Below are 21,421 nucleotides of genomic sequence, written 5' to 3'. Positions count from 1 at the left end.
TTTTCCTTATAGTCTTATAAAGCCAAAAAAAAGATAAACTAATTAGTTTATCTTTTTTTATTTATCTGATTTAGGATCTTTGAGAATGGCGTAGAGGCAATTTACGACAATTAAGCCGGTAACTGCAAAAATAATACCGATTAACAAAACTGGTGCAAACAATGTACCAGTTAGTGAGCTTACGATATAACCAATTACTTCACCAAAAATGAAGCCCCAAAAGAGAATTGTTAATTGTTTCATCATAGAACAGCACCTCACATTCAAAGCTAATTTTAGCACAAATAATTATTTTTGCAAAAGCTTTTTAGTGTCTATTGGGTATTGTTAAAAAGTTTTGTATAATAACATTAATAGATACGTGAAAAGGGGGATAAAATGTTTGTTCCGTTAAAAGTTAAAAGTTCATTCAGCTTATTACAAAGCACCACTAAAATTAATGATCTTGTTCAAAGTGCTAAAAGTAAAGGCTATAAAGCAATTGCCTTAACAGATAATAATACATTGTATGGTGCAATTGATTTTTATAATGCCTGTCAAAAAGCTGAAATTAAGCCAATTATCGGACTAACGTTAGATATCTCCGGTTTAATCGAAACAAACCATGAATATGAATTGACCTTTATTGCAAAAGATAAACAAGGTTATCAAAATTTAATGCAATTATCGACCTTAAAAATGACCTTAAATGATGATAAGTTAAACTTTAGTAGTTTAACTAACTATTTAGACGGTTTATTTATATTATCACCTAGTGAAAAAAGTGAATTTAGTTATTTAATTGAACAAAGTCAAATATCCGATGCAAAAGAATTATTAGCCAAATATCAAAGCTTAATAGGTTCAGAAAATATTCGAGTTGGCCTATCTCACTTAATGGATAAAATTACGGCACAATCAATTAAATCTTTAGCTCAAAATTTTGATATTCGTGTAATTGCGCTAGATGAAGTAGCTTATTTGGATGCTGAAAATCAGTTTGATATTGATGTGTTAAAGGCAATTAGTACTGGTGAAACGATTTTAATTAATAAAGTTGATGAACAAATTCAGGGAGAATATGCATTAAGAAATCCAAAAGAGATAACGGAGCAATATCAAGAATTGCTAATGGCAGATGCAATTCAAGAAACCCAAAATTTAGCAGATGAAACGTCTCTGGAATTAACATTCTCACAACCCAAACTACCTGAGTATCCATTACCTAATAATGAAACAGCACATAGTTATTTGAGAAGTATGTGTAATACTGGATTAAATGAGCGGTTTCCAAATGGTGTACCTAAGGAATATAAACAAAGATTAGAACTTGAGTTAAACGTTATTCAACAAATGGGATTTGAAGATTACTTTTTAATCGTTTGGGATATTATGAACTATGCTCATTCGCAAAATATTATAACTGGCCCAGGACGAGGGTCATCTGCTGGATCGATCACAGCCTACGTTTTAACGATTACGGATGTTGATCCAATTAAATATAATTTATTGTTTGAACGTTTTTTGAATTCAAAACGTGTTCAGATGCCGGATATTGATTTAGATATTCCAGATGATAAACGTGGACTAATCCTTAATTATTTACATCAAAAATATGGACATTATCACATGGCTCAAATTATTACATTTGGCACAATGGCAGCAAAACAGGCTTTGAGGGATGTTGGTCGAGTATTTGGTGTATCACCTTTTGAAATGAAAGGGTGGAGTGATTCAATTCCAAATGTTTTGAAAATTACGTTGACAGAGGCGCTAGCACAATCACAAAAATTACGTAATTTAGTTAATGATAGTTCCAAAAATAAAAATATTTTTACAATTGCGCAGCATATCGAAGGGATTCCAAGACACTACTCTACGCATGCAGCAGGGGTCGTATTGAGCCAAATTGATTTACGAGAAGTGGTTCCGTTACAAAATGGAAGTGAGGATATTCTTTTAACGCAGTATTCTAAAGATATAGTTGAAAATGTTGGTTTATTAAAAATCGATATTTTAGGTCTACGTAATTTAAATATTTTAGATCAAGCTGTAACACAGGTTAAAAAGAATTATCAAGCAGACTTCAATCCAGCATTCATTAATTTAGAAGATGAAAAAACATTAGCTCTTTTTAGATTAGGTGATACATCCGGTGTTTTCCAATTTGAATCTAATGGTATCAAAAATGTTTTAAAAAAATTACAACCAACATCTTTTGAAGATATCGCAGCTGTAAATGCGTTATATCGGCCGGGTCCGATGGAAAATATAGATACATTTATTGCACGAAAACATCATCTTGAAAAAATAACATTTCCGGACAATAGTTTAAAACAAATTCTTGAGTCAACCTATGGTGTATTAGTTTATCAGGAGCAGGTTATGCAGGTCGCATCAAAGATGGGTAATTTTACACTTGGTGAAGCTGATTTACTACGCCGAGCAATGAGTAAAAAGAAAAAAAAGACTATTGATGAAATGCGTACTCAGTTTATCAATGGGGCATATGATAATGGAATTCAAGAAGATGTAGCTAAAACAGTTTATAGTTATATTGAGCAGTTTGCTAATTATGGATTTAATCGTTCACATGCCGTTGCCTATAGTAAAATTGCTTTTCAATTAGCCTATATTAAAGCTAATTTTCCAGCTGCATTTTTTGAAGCTATTTTAAATTCCGTTGGTAATAATCCGCAAAAAATAAAAGAATACTTAGTGGAAGCAAAGCAATATCATGTAATAATTAAATTACCTGATATTAATATGAGCGAGGTAGGTTTTAGTTTAAGACAAAATATTGTTTTATTTGGATTAAATAGTATTAAAGGACTTAGAAAAGACTTTATTGAACATATCATTACATTACGGAAAAAAGAATTGTTCACAGATTTCCAATCCTTCCTGCATCGGATAGATAAAAAATATTTAAATGAGGAAAATATTTCAGCTTTAATATATTCTGGGTGTTTTGATCAATTTGAATATAATCGTGCTGAGTTGATTAGTGCTCTACCAGAATTAATTAGTAGTATTGATTTAAGTGGAAATAATACTAATTTATTTGAATTATTAACACCTAAGATAGCAAGACAATCAAACTTTCCATTAATGGTTCGATTAGAAAAAGAATCACAATATTTAGGTGCGTATCTTTCGGGACATCCGGTTGAGAAGTATCGGAAACAGCTAAATCAAAGCGATTTTAAAAAAATATCGGAAATATCTGATAAGACACATGTAACCATTTTAGTTAATCTTACGAGAGTAAAAGTTATTCGAACAAAGAAGGGTCAACAAATGGCCTTTGTAAATGGTTCGGATGAAACAAGTGAGATTGATTTGACAATATTTCCTGATTTATTTCGACAGAAAGAATCTTTACTTGAAAAAAATAAGGTCGTTGTCGTTTCGGGGGATGTTGAAACAAATAGAGGATTACAAATTATTGTTAAAAAAATAGAATTAGCAGATGATTATTTTAAACGAATAACTCAAAAAAAATGGTTTTTGAAGATTACTAAAGAAACAACAAATGAAAAAATAGAAAAATTAATGCAAACCATGAAAATAAGGTTAGGTCAAACACCGGTTATTTTGTACTATGAAAAAGACAATCGTAAAATTAGTTTAGATAGAACTTATTGGTTAAGGAACGACAAAGAAACACATACAGCGCTTACAAAAATATTAGGTTCTGAAAATGTCGTCATTAAGTAATTTATTCTTGAAAATACTGAAAATATTTTCACATTTAACAAGACAACTTTTCTGAAAAGTGTTAATATAGTGAGTGAAATATGTACTTAAATTACTTATTGAGGTGAAGAAATGAAACGCATTGGTATTTTAACAAGTGGTGGAGATGCGCCAGGTATGAACGCTTCAGTTCGTGCTGTTGCACGTCGTGTAATTGGTGAAGGATTAGAAGCATACGGTATTAATTATGGTTTTGCTGGTTTAGTTGCTGGCGATATTCATAAAATTGAATATGCTGACGTTGATGATGTTATTCAACGCGGTGGAACAATGTTATATTCAGCCCGTTATCCTGAATTTGCAACTGCTGAAGGACAATTAAAAGGTATCGAACAACTTAAAAAGTTCGGTATCGATGCTTTAGTTGTTATCGGTGGGGATGGTTCATACCATGGTGCTTTAGCACTCACAAAACGTGGATTTAACGCTGTTGGTATTCCAGGAACAATCGATAATGATATTCCTGATACAGATTTCACAGTTGGATTTGATACAGCTGTTAACACAGCTCTTGATGCAATTGATCGTATTCGCGATACTGCTCGTTCACATCAACGTACGTTTATCGTTGAAGTAATGGGTAGAAATGCTGGAGATATTGCTTTATGGTCCGGTATTGCTGGTGGTGCTGATGTTATTGTTATTCCTGAAAAAGGATATAACATGCAAGAAATTGCAGACAAGCTCAACAGTAACCGTGAACATGGTAAAGATTCAGGAATTATCGTATTAGCTGAAGGTGTTATGGGAGCTAGTGAATTTGCTGCTGAATTAGACACATATGGTAATTTTGAAACACGTGTGACTATTTTAGGCCATACACAACGTGGTGGCGTACCAACTGCCAAAGATCGTGTCTTAGCAAGTCGTTTTGGTGATTATGCTGTTCAACTTCTTATGGAAGGTAAAGGCGGATTAGCAATTGGTATTAAAGACAACAAATTAGTTGCTGAAGATATTGTTGCAACGCTTGAAGAACATAAACATCATACAGATTTGAGTCTTTTAGACTTAAATACACGACTTTCAACACCAAAATAATATAATACTGTTATTGTTATTTATAAATAATAAGTAAACTAAGAGGAGATCATAATCTAATGAAAAAAACTAAAATCGTAAGTACACTTGGTCCAGCCAGTTCAGATCTTGATACAATTGTTAAATTAATCGAAGCCGGTGCTAATGTTTTCCGTTTCAACTTTTCTCATGGTGACCATGAAGAACATTTAGGTCGTATGACATTAGTTCATGAAGCAGAAAAAATTACTGGTAAAATGGTTGGTATCATGCTTGATACTAAAGGTGCAGAAATCCGTACTACTGTTCAAAAAGAAGGTAAAATCAACTTTGAAATTAATGATATTGTTCGTATTTCAATGGATGATTCACTTGAAGGAACAAAAGAAAAGATTGCTGTTACTTACCCAGGTTTAATTGAAGATGTTCATGTTGGAGGCCACGTATTGTTTGATGATGGTCTTATCGATATGAGAATTGATGAAATTGATACAGCTGCTAACGAATTAGTAACAACTGTTATGAATTCTGGTCGTTTAGGTTCACGTAAAGGTGTTAACGCTCCTGGTGTATCAATTAACTTACCTGGTATTACTGAAAAAGATTCAGACGATATTCGTTTTGGTTTAGATCAAAACATTGATTTCATTGCTGCAAGTTTTGTACGTAAACCAGCTGATGTTTTAGATATCCGCGCTTTACTTGAAGAAAAAGGAATGGAACATGTTCAAATCTTCCCTAAGATTGAATCACAAGAAGGTATCGATAATATTGATGCTATTATGGAAGTTTCTGAAGGATTAATGATTGCCCGTGGCGATATGGGTGTTGAAATTCCTGCTGAAAATGTTCCTTTAGTTCAAAAAGACTTAATCAAAAAATGTAACGCTTTGGGCAAACCAGTTATTACTGCTACTCAAATGCTTGATTCAATGCAAGAAAACCCACGTCCTACACGTGCTGAAGCATCTGATGTTGCTAATGCCGTATTTGATGGAACAGATGCAACAATGCTTTCAGGTGAAAGTGCTAATGGTGACTACCCTGTAGAATCAGTTGCAACAATGGCTCGTATTGATGAAAAATCTGAAAATGCATTGCGTGCACATAGCTCATTTGCATTAAATGAATTTGACAAAAATGATGTTACTGAAACTATTGGTCGTGCTGTTGCTGAAACAGCTGATAGCTTAGGTATTAAAACTATCATCGCTGCTACAAAATCTGGTCAAACAGCACGTATGATTTCTAAATACCGTCCTGACTCAGATATTTTAGCTATTACTTTTGACGAACAAACTCGTCATGGTTTATCAGTTAACTGGGGTGTTCACCCAATCATTGCTGAAAAACCAGCATCAACAGATGCATTGTTTAGTTTAGCAACTGAAAAAGCTAAAGAATTAGGTTTCGCTAAAAAAGGTGACCTTATCTTAATCACTGCTGGTCTTCCAGTTGGTGAAAAAGGAACAACAAACAGTTTGAAAGTTCAATTAGTAGACTAATTATATTAAGGTTCAAGTACATGATGAACCTAAGTTAGTATATCGGTAAGACATTGGTGACGAAAAATGTTATTGGGTTAATCATGAATATAATTGACTAATTAAGATAATATTGATCAGGTTGTATCAATCCTTACTTGAATATTTTAAAATTGGAAAAGGGGCTGTGACATAAGTCCCTTCAATAAAGTTCAAAATAAGGCTCCGGAAATCATTTTTTGATTTCTGGAGCCTTATTTCTTTTTATTTAAAAAAATATAGAAAACAGAAGTATTATTTACCTCCTAAACTGGCTAATTTTTGGATATTTAATGCCATTACTATCAAACCTGCTTCCTTTTTAACCTTCTCAATCCCTCGCAATAGAAATTGATTGAACGGCAAAGAGGCCTTCATTCGACCAAAAACGGATTCTACATCAATTTTACGGTGCGCGTAAATTTGACCCGTTTCTGGTTCAGAAAGTCGTTCACATTGTTGTGCCTTAAAATATTCCCAAGATCCGTTAACTTGAATCTTACGACGTGCACCTCTAAGTGTTTTAGCCGCAGGAATAATTATCTGATTCTCATCTAGTAACTCTGCTTGATATTCTTTAAATTCACGAACTATTCCATATTTATCGGTTCTTTTCCGATACGCTTTAAAGTTAAATCGCACGCCGTGCGGATCAATATAGTAATCATTATTTTCATGATAATCCCAGTTCATAACTTTTCTATCATCAGTTCGCCATTTTTTGCTTTGTTCTCTAATCATGGTACCGTAAGGAATTATAGCAGTTTGATTTGGTAATTCATCTTCAATGAAACGATAGTTTGATTCTGATCCATATCCGGCATCGGCAACAATGTATTTATCTAATTTATTATGAGTACTTAACGTTTTAAGAAACGGTTGAAGTGTTCTAGTATCTGTTGGATTTTGAAATAATTGGTAGCCCAAAATAAATTGGTTACTGGTCGCAATTTGTAAGTTATAAGCTGGCTTAAGTTGACCATTTAACATTGGATCTTCTTTAATACGCATAAAAGTTGCATCATGATCAGTTTTAGAATAGCTATTTCGAGTACCGTATATTTTCATTTGTGCTTCATGTTCACTTAATTTATGTTGGCGTTTAGTTAATTGATTCTTCTTAGATTTTAGGGTTCTTCGAATTCTTTTAGCTGGATTGGGACTTATCTTCTTAGTTCTTGAAACTTCCTGGTCTAATGCTACTAATTTCTGATCAAGTCGATCGATAACTTCTTCAATCATTTCTAGTGTTAGATTGGAGCCTTCTGGGACTTTACAAGCAGCATGCGCTGTTTTTAATTCAACTAGTAGCTCTAAAATCGCTTCGCGATTCATTTGATCAAAACGTATTGTATTCTTTTTCCAAATAAAACTATATTTATTAGCATTAGCCAAAACCTTAGTACCATCAATAAAGATGGCATCACTAATCATATTTTGTTGTCGTAAATATTCGACTAAGGTATCTAAACTGCGATCAATTAAATCAGTTAATTCATTCGACGTTCTAAATCGGACAATAGTTCGGTAAGATGGCATTTGCTCTTGTGTTAACCAACGTGCCGATAAATTTTCTTGTGCTAGTAAGGCGACCCGACGACTACTAAAAACACCTCGAGTTATAGCAAAAAGATATAACTTCAATAAAGCTGAAAGATTATATTCACGGGGGCGACCAAAAAGATAAGGTTCTTTTATTTCTAATTTTTCGATTAGCGTATTGATATAACACGCAGTGTTATTCTTTTCTGGTATATAGTCAGTTGAGATGGCTAAACAAGTCTGATTTATGTTATAATAATTTTGCATTTTTAAGTCCTTTCGAGGATTAAATTAAGGAGCATTGGGGGTCGAAGGCCAGTGTTCCTTTTTATTTTTCTAATTAGATAATATATTAAAAAGTAGTAAAAAGAAACAAGTCTCCCGAAATCAAAAAAGATTTCGGGAGACTTGTTTAATATCATATTGAAGAGACTTATGTCACAGCCCCTTTTTTATTACACAATATTTCTATTCAATTGGCTATTAAGCCTAATATCAGGTAAAATGTGAGTATGTAATTTTAAAATATGAATAAAGAAATATAAAATAATATTTTTTTGAATGGGAGAAATAAATGAGTTCAATAATGGGACAAGTTGTTACCGCAATGGTAACTGATGAGAATGATACAGAATTTTTAGTACAAAAAGATAGTATAACAATGCATTTATTGAAAGATGAAAAAAACAGTCAATTAGCGAACGGTTCGATGGTTACAGGCTTTGTGTATGAGAACGAAGATCATGATTTGAGTTTATCAACAATAATTCCTAGAGCTGGCATTGATCAATATGCATTCGGAGACGTTGTAAAAGTTAGAAGAGATTTAGGTGTCTTCGTTGACATTGGTTTACCAGACAAAGATGTAGCAGTTTCACTAGATGATTTACCAGAAATGAAATCACTTTGGCCAAAAGCTGGTGATCGATTAATGGTTGGACTTAAAATTGATGCCAAAGATCGTATTTGGGGTGATGTTGCGGACGAAGAAATGTTTCGATCAATTGCTAAGAAACCTGATGACTCATTAAAAAATAAAAATATGAAATTTACAGTTATTCGCTTAAAAATGATTGGAACTTTTGTAATTACTGATGATGATTATCTTGGATTTATCCATCCATCTGAAAGATTTAATGAACCTAGATTAGGTCAAGTATTAGAAGGACGTGTAATTGGAATTAGAACTGACGGTACAATTAATCTATCTATCAAACCACGTGCCTATGAAGCAATTAGTGATGATGCAGCAATGTTGATTGCTGCATTAAGTCATAATGATGAAAAAACATTACCTTTTACTGATAAAAGTAATCCAGAAGACATTAAAGAATATTTTGGTATCAGCAAAGGTCAATTTAAGAGAGCTGTTGGACATCTGCTAAAAGAGCGTTATGTTAAACAAGAAGATGGTAATCTTATTTTAATAAAAATGCCTGAGGAATTTGAAACTAATAATGATGAATTAATTAACGAAACAGATGATTAATAGAAAACTATTTTAGTAGGTAAGAGATAATAAATAAAATTATTTGAAAATATAATTTATTAGTTCAACGTTAAATTAATATATCGGTAACAAACAAGTATATTAGTTATTTTTAAATATATGAATTGTCTCATGAATGCCGTGCGTGTAGAGGAGAACAATAATGCTTATTAAGTATAAGAATGATTATGAAAAAATTGCGATGGGCTTGTTGTCATTTATACCTGACTTGAAGGATGTTACTAGAATTAATTTAGCAATTAAAGGTTATCAAGATACAGAAAATCGAGATTTGTATCTTTGGAAAAATGAGGCAGGTAATTTTACTGGTATAGTTGGTATTGAAAATGATGGCAACGTTGTCGTAGTTCGGGCAATATCATTGAGTCCAGATGAAAGACATAAAAAAGTTAGTTTTTTGATTCTGAACGCTGTATTATCGCTATATCCTGATAAAAAAATCATGGGTACAATTGATACTACAAAATTAATTGAAAAATGGGAAATGCAAAAAAATGAGTCAAAAATTTAAATCTATTAGTCAGGTAACATTAAAATTAACCTCTTTTGAAGGACCACTTGATTTGTTACTGCATTTAATCAAAGATTCTGAGATGGATATTTATGATATTCAAATTTCAGAAATAACAGAGCAATATTTAACTATTATTAAAGATACTACGAATATGTCATTAGATGTGATTGGTCAATATTTAGTGATGGCTTCAACGTTGATGAAAATTAAGAGTCAAATGTTATTACCGGCAGAATTTTCCAATGTAGAGGAAACTCAAACTGATCCAAGGGCAAGTCTAGTCGAACAATTAATTGAATATCAAATTTTTAAAGAGGCGGCTGGAGAGTTGAGCGTCAGGGAAAATAAACGTGCGAATTATTTTTCTAAGGAACAAAGTAGTATTCCTAAAAATAGATTTGATAAACCTCAACTTGATATACCTGGCCTGGATTTAGAAACACTTGAGAATGCTTTTAAAAGAGTTTTAATAAAGCAAATAAATCATCAACCAATTGAGAAAAAAATTAATGTGCAACTAGCATCACTCTCTGATAAAATATCAGAAATAAAAAAAATCATTCTAAATTCAAATAAGAGTTTAATATTTAGTGATTTTTTTGAAATAACAACAACGGTTGATGAAATTGTTGTTACTTTTCTGGCAATATTAGAACTTTCAAAATTAAACCAAATTAAATTGAAACAAGCAAATAGCCATGAAATGATTCAGATTTTAAAAATTGAACCATAGATTATTGTATTAAGGAGGTACGAAGGTGAGTCATTTAGCAAATATTGAAGGACTTTTATTTGTGAGTGGGGATCAAGGAATATCTCTAGCAGAATTATCTAGATTAACTGGATTATTGAAATCAGCAGTTAAAGAACAACTTGAAAAATTATCATTAAAGTATAAAAATGATATAAATTCTAGCTTGGAGCTAATTCAATATAATGATTGTTATCAATTAGTAACAAAAGAGAAATTAGCAGATTTAATTAAAGATTATTTTGAAAATCCTAATTCAAGAAGACTTTCTAATGCAGCACTGGAAACGCTAGCTATCATTGCTTATAAACAACCAGTGACACGACTTGTAATTGATGATATCCGAGGAGTTCAAAGTTCAGGATCACTGCAAAAATTGATTGCTTTAGATCTAATTCGTGAAAATGGACGTCTTGATGTACCAGGAAGACCTATTATATATGTAACAACGACGCAATTTTTAAATTATTTTGGATTAACTGAACTAAAAGAACTTCCAGTGATTAGTGAAAATCAAGATTTTGATGGAGAAATAGGTAAACTTTTTTTAAATAATTTTAACGAAAAATTACAAGAAAATGAGGAATAATATGGCAGAGGCAGAAAGATTACAAAAAGTTATGGCGCAATCAGGTGTTGCGTCACGAAGACAATCCGAAAAAATGATTTCAGAAGGTCATGTTAAGGTGAATGGTAAGGTTGCAAGTGAGTTGGGTATTAAGGTCACAAGTGAAGATAAAATTGAAGTTGATGGTATTCGTTTAAATGAAGAACCATTAGTCTATTATTTATTCTACAAACCAAGAGGAGTTATTTCGGCTGTTAAGGATAATAAAGATCGTAAGGTTGTTACGGATTATTTTCCAGGTGTAAGGGAAAGAATTTATCCAGTCGGTCGATTAGATTATGATACTTCTGGATTATTATTAATGACAAATGATGGTGAGTTAGCCAACAAAATGACTCATCCAAAGTATAAGATTGACAAAACTTACGTCGCTAAAGTGAATGGTATTCCATCTAATGATGATTTAAAAACGTTACGTCAAGGAATTGTAATTGATGGTAAGAAAACGGCTCCTGCTCATTCAAAAATTATTTCAGCAGATAAAAATAAGCAAAAAGCAATTGTTTCATTAACAATTCATGAAGGCCGAAATCATCAAGTTAAAAATATGTTGGCAGAGGTCGGACATCCAGTGGAAAAATTAAAACGTGAAACTTATGGATTCTTAGATTTATATGGATTAACTTCGAGTCAATACCGTGAGTTATCTGAAGAAGAAGTTCATGCATTGAAAAGTATCGCCGAGCGTAAATAATTGTAACTTATTTTATCCTATGTTATATTTTGTAGCGTAATAAAATATTTGGTTCGTCTTCAGGGGCAGGGTGTAATTCCCGACCGGCGGTTATAGTCCGCGACCCACATTGTATATGTGGCTGGACTGGTGTAATTCCAGTACCGACAGTTAAAGTCTGGATAAAGAAGATAGGGCTTATTTGAGTAAGTAATTTCAAATGAACTCTGTTAATCTTTAGTGATTAATGGCGTTCATTTTTATTTACTTGAAAGGTTCTTCATTGAAGATGGCCTTCCAGGAGGTTTTCTAGTATGAATCGGTCACCAGTTTATAAAGTTGTGATTACAGCGTTCTTAGCTGCAATCTCATACGTATTAATGTTTTTATCTTTCCCAGTAATTTTTCCGTATTTAAAAATTGATTTTAGTGATTTACCAATTTTAATTGGATTTTTTATTTTGGGACCAATGAGCGGTGTGATGGTTGCCGTCGTTCGTTCATTGCTGTATCTAGTTTCAACTGGAACAGATATTGCCAGCTTGATAGGTGTTGGAAGTAATTTCTTAGCATCAATGGCGGTATCATTTCCAGCATATTATCTTCTCAAAGGTAAAGGAAACCTTAAGCCAACACTTGGAAAGAGTATTTTGGCAGTTTTAGTGAGTACCTTTGTACTAACTGCTGTATTATCTATTGCAAATTATTTTGTAATTCTACCAGTGTACTTGAATGTTATCGGTATGAATATCGGAATGTCAGTATCCAAGTACGTTATTGTTGGTATTGTTCCTTTTAATATTATAAAAGGAATTCTGGTCGTTGGGTTATTTAGTCTTTTATATCAGAGAATGTATGGTTGGGTTCAGTTAAATAATAAAAAATATAAACAACTATAGTATAATTAATGAGGGAGAATTCTTAAGTGATTCTTCCTCATTTTATTTTATAAGGATGGTATTTTATGGTTGAAGATTATCTCTTACAAATGTTTAATGTCGAATATCGGCGACCTAATGTAATATTTAGCATTATTACAGGTCGGAATACTGTTTCCAATATATATTGGGGAATGCGTTATGATTTGCTAGATTATTTTAGTATTGATCCTCAATTTACAAATGAAATATATCAAAAAATACTTTCTAAGTTGAAACAAAATAAATTACTCACTGAATCTAATGGGCAAGTTCGGTTAACGCAAAATGGTTTAATTCGACAAAAAAAAGCGAAAAGCGATTTATATCAAATTAAGCACCCTAAATTAATAAATCAATATAAATTTAATGAATGGTCAGAAACTTGTATTTTAGCTATACAAGTTGTATCTGAACTTAGCTTTGTTAATCGTCATTATTATCCTGTCGTAACATCCGAATTAACTAAATTTAATATCAAAAAATGGATTTCTAATAATGACAAAACAATACTAACAAAACAAGTTAATTTAGAATTACGATTGTTCGTGCAAAAAATTGATACAAATTCTAGTTTAATATTTATGAACAAATTAATTGGTCATAATCTTAATGGATTGACCAATAAACAGTTAGCAAATGAGTTGAATCTATCAGAAATGGAGATTCAATTAATATACAGAGATACAATAAATTTTTTTGCTAGTTGGATTGAGGAGCAAAAACAAAGTGTGTTCAAAGAATTAGTTCAGTCAATTCTAAAAACAGGAATTATTTCTGAAAGTGCAAAGGAAACGATGAGATTAATTACTATGGGCCTATCTGTTAATGATGTGGCTAAAAGTAGAGGATTGAAGACTAGTACAATTTTTGAACATTTACTTGAATTAGCAATGATTAGTGAAAAATTTCCATTTGATACTTTTTTAACAAAAAAAATAGTTAATGATTTATCTGAAATTATGGGGAGAGATATTGATCAAGTACCTTTTAAAATAATACAAAATAAGAAACCTGATATAAATTTTTTCGATTATCGTTTGTATCAAATTTATAGGAGTAAAATAGATGTCCAAAATTAATTTAAAAGAAAAATTGATGGAATACTTTGGATTCGATTCATTTATGATAGGCCAAGAAGAAACCATAGAAACTATCTTATCTGGTCAAGACACGTTATCAGTACTACCTACAGGGACTGGGAAATCATTGTGTTATCAGTTAGCTGGCTATCTTATGAATGGTACGACAGTTATCGTTTCACCGTTGTTATCTTTAATTCAAGATCAAGTTAGTCAATTTAATTTTCGTGGTAATGGGACAGCTATTGGATTAACATCAATATTGAGTTATTCTGAAAAAAAATATGTGTTAAAAAATATACAATCTTATAAATTTGTTTATTTATCTCCTGAAATGCTAAGTCAATTTGAAGTGATAAATGCCCTTAAACAAATAGATGTATCACTATTTGTTGTAGATGAGGCACATTGTATCTCCACTTGGGGACCAGATTTTAGGCCTGATTATTTGGATTTGAATAATGCAATTGTGAAACTTGGTACACCTTGCGTTTTGGCGTTGACAGCCACAGCTGCACTAAATATTCAGAATGATATTATGACACAATTAAAAACAGAAGGTCGAGATTTTCATAAAATCATTAAATCGGTTAATAGAAGTAATATTTTTTTAAGTGTCTTAAAAGTGCATGATGAATCTGATAAAAATAAGCAATTATTAAATTTATTGAATAAAATCAAGGGTGTTGGAATCGTTTATTTCTCGAGCAAGAAAAAGGCAAATGAGGTCTCAGATTTAATAAATAATAACACTGGATTAAGGTCTGAACCGTACCATGCTGACTTGAATGATATGGCAAGGTATACGGTACAAAGACAATTTATGGAAAATCAAATAGATGTTATATGTGCAACAAGCGCTTTTGGTATGGGTATTAATAAGAAAGATATTAGATACGTTATCCATTATCATATGCCCGCTGATTTTGAAAGCTACGTACAAGAATTTGGCCGATCTGGACGAGATGGCCAGCAGAGTATCGCAATTGTTTTTTCTCAAGAAAATGATGTGTTTCTACAAAGAAACTTAATTGATTTAACCATTCCAGATGATGATTTTATTAGGATGTATTTTAAAAAACATAAGGAATTAGTTGGTCTTGGAGAAGAAAAAGGTAAACTGTTAGATTATTACTATGAGAAACAAAGCTCAGTTGAAGAGGTGCAGTTCCTTTTTAGACAAAGGAAAATTGAAAAAGAAACTGGATTACAAAATATGATAATGTTTGTTAATTCAAGTAATTGTCGAAAGCAACAAATTTTAAACCATTTTGGAGAATCGAAATTAATAGAACATGATGAATTCTGTTGCTCAGCGTTATTTAATGTGGATGTACTTCAAAAGATTGGATTAGAAAAAAAGATAATCAAAAATGATGACAAGCAGTTAATTCAATCAACAGATAATATTATTTCAAGATTGTTTAAATTATCTTGAGAATAATTTGGATTATTATGGTAAAATAATGATAATTGTTTTTAGGAGGATTGAAAAATGAGTGATAAAAAAGATAATTCAGAAAAAAAGCCTTGGGAAAAATCATTCGAAGACGATAGAGACGATAATGGAAATTATTCTCGATCAGCGAATAGACGTAAAAGTAAAAATAGTTCATTATTAACTACGGGGTTATTAGTTGTTTTTGTAGCTATTATTATTGGAACGATTGCTTTTTATATTGTTGAAAGTAACAAAGTATACCAACCAGAAGATAGAACCACAAGCGAGAGTTCAGTAAGTAAAAAAATAGTTACCAAAACTGATGATTCTGATAGTTCTAGCTCAAGTGCTAAGAAAAGCTCTGAATCAAAAGAAAAAGCTAGTTCTGAATCGAAAGAAAAAGCATCAAAAGAAAAAGCTAGCTCTGAATCAAAAGAGAAAGCTAGTTCTAGCACTAATTCAAGCTCTAGCTCAGCGTCTAGTGAATCAACCAGCTCTGATAGTTCATCAAGTGCATCTTCAAAGTCATATGTAACTGTCGAAGCAGGACAAGGCATATATCGTGTTGCAGCAAACAATGGGTTAACTACAGAACAACTTCTACAAATGAATCCAGGGTTGACTACTTCTATTAGTGCAGGACAAAAAATAAGAGTTAAATAATATACATATGGGATTGATATCTAATCAATCCCATTTTTATGGAGGAATTACTTGATGAAAAATAATATCCAAATTGCAATTGACGGACCGGCATCCGCAGGAAAAAGCACTGTCGCTAAATTAGTTGCTAAAAAATTAAATTATGTTTATTGCGACACTGGGGCAATGTATCGAGCAATTACTTTTGAAGCAATGGCAAAGAATGTTGCGCTGGATAATGATGATAAGTTAGTTAGTCTATTAAAAGATACAATAATTTCTTTTAAACCAGCAAATCCAGAACAATTAGTCTATATAAACAATATAGACATAACACAAGCAATTAGGCAACCTGAGGTAACTAATAATGTTTCAACGGTTGCTGCTCAAGAAGGTGTACGCAAGGAATTAGTTAAAAGACAACAAGAAATTGCCGAAGATGGATCAATTGTTATGGATGGTCGTGATATCGGAACGACAGTATTACCAAATGCTGAAGTTAAAATATTCTTAGTTGCGAGTGTTAAAGAACGTGCTCTTCGCCGATTTAAGGAAAATCAAATTAAGGGTATTAATACAACACTTGATGTTTTAGAGTTTGAAATTGCCGAACGAGATCGAAAAGATTCTACACGTGAAATTTCTCCGCTTATTCAGGCAAAAGATGCTATACTTGTAGATACGACTTCAATGAATATTGATGGGGTCGTACAGAAAATTATGGATATAATTAACAAATAATAAAATAAAATGTGAAAAATGAGTATTAGCACTAGTAATTACTCTTCATTTCAGCTAAAATAATAAATAGAGTTTATTCGCTAAGGAGGACATTGTCCATGAGTAATATTGAAGAAAATAATGATTTACTAGAAGCATTAAATAGTGTAAGTGAAGTTAAGGTTGGTTCTGTTATAAAAGGTGAAGTTTTAGCTATCGATGATGCTAAACAAGTCATTGTTGGTATTGAAGGCGCCGGTGTTGAAGGTGTTGTACCAGCTAAAGAACTAGCACTTAAAGCTGGTGAAGAAACAGAAGACGTTGTCAAAATTGGTGACGTTATGGATTTAGTTGTTATTTCAAGTATCGGTGGCGATAAAGAAGGTGGTAGTTACTTACTATCACAAAGAAGAATTGCTGAACGTGAAGTTTGGAATGACTTACAAAAATTAGCTGATGATGATGCTACAATCGAAGCTACAGTAACACAAGTTGTTAAAGGTGGATTAGTTGCTGATGCTGGTGTGCGTGGATTCGTACCCGCTTCAATGATTGATGATCGTTTTGTTGAAGATTTATCAAAATATAACCATCAAACATTAGATTTCAAAATTATTGAAATTGACCCAACTGAAAATAGATTAATCTTATCACATAAAGCAATTGTTAAAGCTCAAAGAGATGCTCAAAAAGTAGAAACTCTTAAAACTTTAACAGTTGGTGAAGTTGTAACAGGAACAGTTGCCCGTTTAACTAACTTCGGTGCATTTGTTGATCTTGGTGGTATTGATGGACTTGTTCATATTTCAGAAATTTCTTACAACCGTATTTCTAAGGCAGAAGATGTCTTATCAGTTGGTGAAGAAGTTAAAGTTAAAGTATTGGCAATCGATTTAGATAAGAATCGTATTTCATTATCAATCAAACAAACATTACCTCAACCATGGGATAATGTTGAAAATGATATCCATGTAGATGACGTCTTAGATGGTACTGTTAAACGTTTAACGACATTTGGTGCATTTGTTGAAGTTATGCCTGGAATTGAAGGATTAGTTCATATTTCACAAATTTCTTACACACATATTGCTACACCAGGCGAAGTTTTAAAAACTGGCCAAGCTGTTCAAGTTAAAGTACTTGAAGTACATCCAGCAGAACATCGTTTAGCTTTATCAATTAAAGCTCTCGAAGAAAAACCAGCAACAGAAGAAAAACCTGAAAAGAAAAAAACAGTTAAAAAAGCTGCACCAAAAGCTAAAGCTCCTAAATCAACAATGAGTGGTATGCCAGAAGAAAGTACTGGTTTCACACTTGGTGATATTTTAGGTAAAGCATTAGAAGATGCAGATACTAACAAATAATTAAAATATTATTTTTAAGTAACGACTGAACTGTAGTTCAGTCGTTTTTATTATTTATTACAAAAGATATTTAGAGAGTGAGGTACTATCTATGGCAAATCCTGTTGTAGCAATTGTTGGACGTCCTAATGTTGGAAAGTCCACAGTTTTTAATAGAATAGCCGGGGAAAGAATTTCAATTGTTGAGGATACTCCTGGTGTTACACGAGATCGTATTTATGCTCATAGTGAGTGGTTAGCGCAAAAATTTAGCTTGATTGATACTGGTGGTATCGATATCGGTGATGAACCCTTTTTGACGCAAATCACTGAACAAGCACAAATCGCAATCGATGAAGCTGATGTTATTGTTTTTCTTGTAAGTGTAAAAGAAGGCGTAACGGATGCTGATGAGAAAGTGGCTAAAATTTTATATCGTTCTGATAAGCCAGTTATTTTAGCGGTTAATAAAGTTGATAATCCCGAGTCTAGACAAGATATTTTTGATTTCTATTCATTAGGATTTGGAGAACCATTTCCAGTTTCTGGTAGTCATGGCCTTGGGGTTGGTGACTTATTGGATGAGATTACAAAGAAATTCCCTGAAAATATTCCTGATGAAGATGACAGTCGAATTAAGTTTAGTTTGATTGGTCGTCCTAACGTGGGTAAGTCTTCATTGGTGAATGCAATCCTGGGTGAAAATCGTGTTATTGTTTCACCTATTGAAGGGACTACACGTGATGCAATTGATACAGCTTTTGATACTGAAGAGGGCGATATGTTCTCAATGATTGATACAGCTGGTATTAGAAAACGCGGAAAAGTATATGAAAATACTGAAAAGTATTCTGTACTACGTGCCATGCGTGCTATTGATCGTTCAGATGTTGTTTTAGTTGTGTTAAATGCTGAAGAAGGTATTCGGGAACAAGATAAGAGAGTTGCAGGGTATGCCCATGAAGCAGGACGTGGTATCATTATCGTCGTAAATAAATGGGATACTCTTGAAAAAGATAATCATTCATTATCTGATTTTGAGGCTAATATACGTCAAGAATTTGCATATCTTAGTTATGCTCCTATTATTTTTGTGTCTGCAATTACACAGCAACGATTATCTAAGATACCCGAATTAATTAAACGCGTAAATGAAAATCATAGTCGTCGTATTACATCTTCAGTATTAAATGATGTCATTATGGATGCAGTAGCCCATAATCCAACGCCAACTGATAATGGAAAACGTTTAAGAATTTACTATGCAACACAAGTAGCAATACAACCACCTACATTCGTTGTATTTGTTAATGATACTGATTTGATGCATTTTTCATATGAACGTTTCTTAGAAAATCAAATTAGAACATCGTTTGATTTTGAAGGAACACCAATTCATGTTATTGAAAGAAGAAGAAAATAATTCAAATTGATAAAACGCTACCATGCCATCTTTTTTTCTGCTAAAGTAGTTAAATACCTTGATGTAATACGTTTTGTATGGTATCTTAAATAAAGAATTAGTAGAGTAATCTCTGGTTCTATTATTATTATTTATTTTAAATAATAATGGCTGAATATTTTTAAATATTCGGACACATTTTAGGGGAGGTGAAACATTATGGCAAACAAAGCACAATTAATCGAAAATGTTGCAAAAGAAACAGGATTGACAAAAAAAGATGCTACTGTCGCAGTTGATGCTGTATTTGGTTCAATCCAAAGCACATTAGCTACAGGTGAAAAAGTTCAATTAATCGGTTTCGGTAACTTTGAAGTACGTGAACGCGCTGCTCGTAAAGGTCGTAACCCACAAACTGGTGAAGAAATTCAAATCCCTGCAAGTAAAGTACCTGCATTTAAACCAGGTAAAGCTTTAAAGGATTCTGTTAAATAATACTTAGAAAAAGCTAGTACAATTCATTTTGTACTAGCTTTTTCAATCTATAATTTATTTTATAGACAATAGTTATGTACGAGATTACTAGCTATTGTGTGTATGATAGATTAAACTAAACCATATTAATTTAATAATGAAGGGAAGTTATTTAATGACGCATTCAGAAATTATGCTAGACTACTTGGACGAAGGACAAATTGATGAGGCAATGAAAGAATTTGCCAGAGCATTAAGAAAAGACAATGATGCAACATTATTTAGTTTAGCAGAAGAGTTATATAGCTTAGGTTTTTTAGCTCAATCTAAACGTACTTATGAAAGATTATTAGAAAAATATCCAGAAGAAGATACTTTAAAAACATTCCTGGCAGATATTGCAATTAGTGAAGGAAAATCTGATGAAGCACTTAACTATTTGTCAGAAATTGAAGAAGATTCAGAAGCTTATCTTCAGTCTCTTATGGTTGCTGCCGATTTATATCAGACACAAGGTATGTTTGAAGTTAGTGAAAATAAATTATTAACTGCATATAAGTTGGCTCCTGAAGAAGAAGTTATCCAATTTGCTTTAGGCGAACTATATTTTAATACAAAACAATTTAGTCAGGCAATCGGATTTTATCTTGAATTAATTAAATCAGGACAGACTGAACTGTCACAGGTTAACTTAGTACAAAGATTAGGTGTTAGTTACGCAAACAGTGGGCAGTTTGAAAAAGCAATGGCATATTTAGAACAAATTCATTTAGAAAATATGGACTCTGATACTAAGTTACAGATGGGTTTAACCTATCTACAATTAAATGATCAACAAAAAGCAATTGATATTCTTTATGATTTGAAGGAAGAAGATCCTTCGTATACATCCTTATATCCAATTCTTGGTCAAGCACTTTCAGATGAGAATAGATTGAATGATGCTTTACTTGTCTATCAAGAAGGGTTAGCGGTTGACGAGGTAAATGATACATTGTATGAACAGGCAGCGACTGTTGCCTTAAAATTGGACGATGAGAAGCAAGCTGAAAAGTATTTAAATAAAGCAATTGATATTAATCCAGATAATACTGGCATATTATTACAATTAAGTAATTTATTAGTTAAGCAAGAACGTGATGATGAAGATATTAAATTACTAGAAGATATCAAGAGCGACGGAGATGTAGATCCTCAAATATTTTGGAATTTAGCTATTTCATATGAAAGACTTGAAGATTATGATAAAGCTGAAGAAAATTATTTAGAAGCATACCCTTATTTTACTAATCAAGTTGACTTTTTAAGATCTGTTATATTTATTTTTAGAGAGAACGGACGACAAGAGGAGTTAAAGGACGCAATTAAACATTACTTAGCTTTAGTACCTGATGATCAAGAAATTATTGATATTCAAAATGATATAAATTATTAAAATAAAACGTTTATATCATTCTTTTGGTATAAGCGTTTTTTGTTAGCAATTTGTAAGATTTGCTTA

17 protein-coding genes, 2 pseudogenes and 1 riboswitch are annotated in these 21,421 nt (G+C 32.2%); of the genes and pseudogenes, 17 read left to right on the top strand and 2 right to left on the bottom strand.

The features are described from left to right. Positions 1-57: 57 nt before the first annotated feature. Positions 58-246, bottom strand: coding sequence for a YjzD family protein (locus AC1RPQ_RS03295; RefSeq protein WP_409022496.1), 189 nt, complete (start codon positions 244-246; stop codon positions 58-60). Between the two features lie 132 nt (positions 247-378). Between AC1RPQ_RS03295 and dnaE the strand changes: the two genes are divergently transcribed. The 3 genes and pseudogenes from dnaE to pyk form a co-directional block, all read left to right on the top strand. Then, positions 379-3,699, top strand: coding sequence for a DNA polymerase III subunit alpha (dnaE, locus tag AC1RPQ_RS03290; protein WP_481761353.1), 3,321 nt, complete (start codon positions 379-381; stop codon positions 3,697-3,699). A gap of 111 nt (positions 3,700-3,810) precedes the next feature. Further along, positions 3,811-4,779, top strand: coding sequence for a 6-phosphofructokinase (gene pfkA / locus AC1RPQ_RS03285; protein WP_481761352.1), 969 nt, complete (start codon positions 3,811-3,813; stop codon positions 4,777-4,779). Between the two features lie 59 nt (positions 4,780-4,838). Further along, positions 4,839-6,257: pseudogene (pyk, locus tag AC1RPQ_RS03280) on the top strand (pyruvate kinase); the annotation flags it as partial. A gap of 288 nt (positions 6,258-6,545) precedes the next feature. Here pyk and AC1RPQ_RS03275 read toward each other — a convergent pair. Next, a pseudogene (locus AC1RPQ_RS03275) lies at positions 6,546-8,090 on the bottom strand (IS1182 family transposase); the annotation flags it as partial. 307 nt (positions 8,091-8,397) lie between these two features. Here AC1RPQ_RS03275 and AC1RPQ_RS03270 point away from each other — a divergent pair. The 14 genes from AC1RPQ_RS03270 to AC1RPQ_RS03205 all read left to right on the top strand — a co-directional run bounded on the left by AC1RPQ_RS03270 (position 8,398) and on the right by AC1RPQ_RS03205 (position 21,355). Further along, positions 8,398-9,312, top strand: coding sequence for a CvfB family protein (locus AC1RPQ_RS03270; protein ID WP_481761351.1), 915 nt, complete (start codon positions 8,398-8,400; stop codon positions 9,310-9,312). A 163-nt stretch (positions 9,313-9,475) separates the two neighbouring features. After that, the gene (locus tag AC1RPQ_RS03265; protein WP_481761350.1) at positions 9,476-9,844 is read left to right on the top strand and encodes an N-acetyltransferase; all 369 of its coding nucleotides are present in this window, start codon (positions 9,476-9,478) and stop codon (positions 9,842-9,844) included. Further along, complete coding sequence (locus AC1RPQ_RS03260; RefSeq protein ID WP_481761349.1) at positions 9,828-10,580, top strand: segregation and condensation protein A; 753 nt, start codon at positions 9,828-9,830, stop codon at positions 10,578-10,580. Before AC1RPQ_RS03265 ends, AC1RPQ_RS03260 begins: the two co-directional genes overlap by 17 nt. A gap of 25 nt (positions 10,581-10,605) precedes the next feature. Further along, positions 10,606-11,187, top strand: coding sequence for an SMC-Scp complex subunit ScpB (gene scpB, locus AC1RPQ_RS03255; protein WP_481761348.1), 582 nt, complete (start codon positions 10,606-10,608; stop codon positions 11,185-11,187). Between the two features lies 1 nt (position 11,188). Next, positions 11,189-11,920, top strand: coding sequence for a pseudouridine synthase (locus AC1RPQ_RS03250; protein WP_409022503.1), 732 nt, complete (start codon positions 11,189-11,191; stop codon positions 11,918-11,920). A 51-nt stretch (positions 11,921-11,971) separates the two neighbouring features. Beyond that, positions 11,972-12,096: riboswitch (FMN riboswitch) on the top strand. Between the two features lie 117 nt (positions 12,097-12,213). Then, on the top strand, positions 12,214-12,798 hold the full coding sequence (locus AC1RPQ_RS03245) for an ECF transporter S component (RefSeq protein ID WP_409022504.1): 585 nt from the start codon (positions 12,214-12,216) through the stop codon (positions 12,796-12,798). Positions 12,799-12,863: 65 nt separating this feature from the next. Further along, positions 12,864-13,898: a helix-turn-helix domain-containing protein gene (locus AC1RPQ_RS03240; RefSeq protein WP_481761347.1), complete on the top strand. Its 1,035-nt coding sequence runs from the start codon at positions 12,864-12,866 to the stop codon at positions 13,896-13,898. After that, positions 13,885-15,336, top strand: coding sequence for a RecQ family ATP-dependent DNA helicase (locus tag AC1RPQ_RS03235; protein WP_481761346.1), 1,452 nt, complete (start codon positions 13,885-13,887; stop codon positions 15,334-15,336). The genes AC1RPQ_RS03240 and AC1RPQ_RS03235 overlap by 14 nt, the downstream gene beginning before the upstream one ends. A 57-nt stretch (positions 15,337-15,393) precedes the next feature. Then, the gene (locus AC1RPQ_RS03230) at positions 15,394-16,002 is read left to right on the top strand and encodes a LysM peptidoglycan-binding domain-containing protein (protein WP_481761345.1); all 609 of its coding nucleotides are present in this window, start codon (positions 15,394-15,396) and stop codon (positions 16,000-16,002) included. A 54-nt stretch (positions 16,003-16,056) separates the two neighbouring features. Beyond that, complete coding sequence (gene cmk / locus AC1RPQ_RS03225; protein WP_481761344.1) at positions 16,057-16,722, top strand: (d)CMP kinase; 666 nt, start codon at positions 16,057-16,059, stop codon at positions 16,720-16,722. Positions 16,723-16,820: 98 nt separating this feature from the next. After that, the gene (rpsA, locus tag AC1RPQ_RS03220; protein ID WP_481761343.1) at positions 16,821-18,065 is read left to right on the top strand and encodes a 30S ribosomal protein S1; all 1,245 of its coding nucleotides are present in this window, start codon (positions 16,821-16,823) and stop codon (positions 18,063-18,065) included. A gap of 91 nt (positions 18,066-18,156) precedes the next feature. After that, complete coding sequence (gene der, locus AC1RPQ_RS03215) at positions 18,157-19,467, top strand: ribosome biogenesis GTPase Der (protein ID WP_409022510.1); 1,311 nt, start codon at positions 18,157-18,159, stop codon at positions 19,465-19,467. 198 nt (positions 19,468-19,665) lie between these two features. Continuing rightward, positions 19,666-19,941 carry an HU family DNA-binding protein gene (locus AC1RPQ_RS03210; RefSeq protein ID WP_409022511.1) on the top strand — a complete coding sequence of 92 codons (276 nt, stop codon included), beginning with the start codon at positions 19,666-19,668 and terminating at the stop codon, positions 19,939-19,941. 154 nt (positions 19,942-20,095) lie between these two features. After that, entirely contained in the window at positions 20,096-21,355 is a 1,260-nt protein-coding gene (locus AC1RPQ_RS03205; RefSeq protein WP_481761342.1) for a tetratricopeptide repeat protein, read from the top strand. Positions 21,356-21,421: the final 66 nt, after the last annotated feature.

The sequence above is a fragment of the Dellaglioa sp. CoH-57-MRSF-21 genome, assembly GCF_056781915.1.
This window is presented reverse-complemented; position numbering and strand designations above follow the sequence as displayed.

Excerpts from the sequence above, each read along its gene's own strand:
- AC1RPQ_RS03245 (WP_409022504.1), top strand. The coding sequence starts at position 12,214 with ATGAATCGGTCACCAGTTTATAAAGTTGTGATTACAGCGTTCTTAGCT.
- AC1RPQ_RS03235 (WP_481761346.1), top strand. The coding sequence starts at position 13,885 with ATGTCCAAAATTAATTTAAAAGAAAAATTGATGGAATACTTTGGATTC.
- AC1RPQ_RS03260 (WP_481761349.1), top strand. The coding sequence starts at position 9,828 with ATGAGTCAAAAATTTAAATCTATTAGTCAGGTAACATTAAAATTAACC.
- AC1RPQ_RS03205 (WP_481761342.1), top strand. The coding sequence starts at position 20,096 with ATGACGCATTCAGAAATTATGCTAGACTACTTGGACGAAGGACAAATT.
- AC1RPQ_RS03270 (WP_481761351.1), top strand. The coding sequence starts at position 8,398 with ATGAGTTCAATAATGGGACAAGTTGTTACCGCAATGGTAACTGATGAG.
- AC1RPQ_RS03230 (WP_481761345.1), top strand. The coding sequence starts at position 15,394 with ATGAGTGATAAAAAAGATAATTCAGAAAAAAAGCCTTGGGAAAAATCA.
- AC1RPQ_RS03265 (WP_481761350.1), top strand. The coding sequence starts at position 9,476 with ATGCTTATTAAGTATAAGAATGATTATGAAAAAATTGCGATGGGCTTG.
- rpsA (WP_481761343.1), top strand. The coding sequence starts at position 16,821 with ATGAGTAATATTGAAGAAAATAATGATTTACTAGAAGCATTAAATAGT.
- pfkA (WP_481761352.1), top strand. The coding sequence starts at position 3,811 with ATGAAACGCATTGGTATTTTAACAAGTGGTGGAGATGCGCCAGGTATG.
- AC1RPQ_RS03250 (WP_409022503.1), top strand. The coding sequence starts at position 11,189 with ATGGCAGAGGCAGAAAGATTACAAAAAGTTATGGCGCAATCAGGTGTT.
- AC1RPQ_RS03295 (WP_409022496.1), bottom strand. The coding sequence starts at position 246 with ATGATGAAACAATTAACAATTCTCTTTTGGGGCTTCATTTTTGGTGAA.
- AC1RPQ_RS03210 (WP_409022511.1), top strand. The coding sequence starts at position 19,666 with ATGGCAAACAAAGCACAATTAATCGAAAATGTTGCAAAAGAAACAGGA.
- dnaE (WP_481761353.1), top strand. The coding sequence starts at position 379 with ATGTTTGTTCCGTTAAAAGTTAAAAGTTCATTCAGCTTATTACAAAGC.
- AC1RPQ_RS03240 (WP_481761347.1), top strand. The coding sequence starts at position 12,864 with ATGGTTGAAGATTATCTCTTACAAATGTTTAATGTCGAATATCGGCGA.
- der (WP_409022510.1), top strand. The coding sequence starts at position 18,157 with ATGGCAAATCCTGTTGTAGCAATTGTTGGACGTCCTAATGTTGGAAAG.
- cmk (WP_481761344.1), top strand. The coding sequence starts at position 16,057 with ATGAAAAATAATATCCAAATTGCAATTGACGGACCGGCATCCGCAGGA.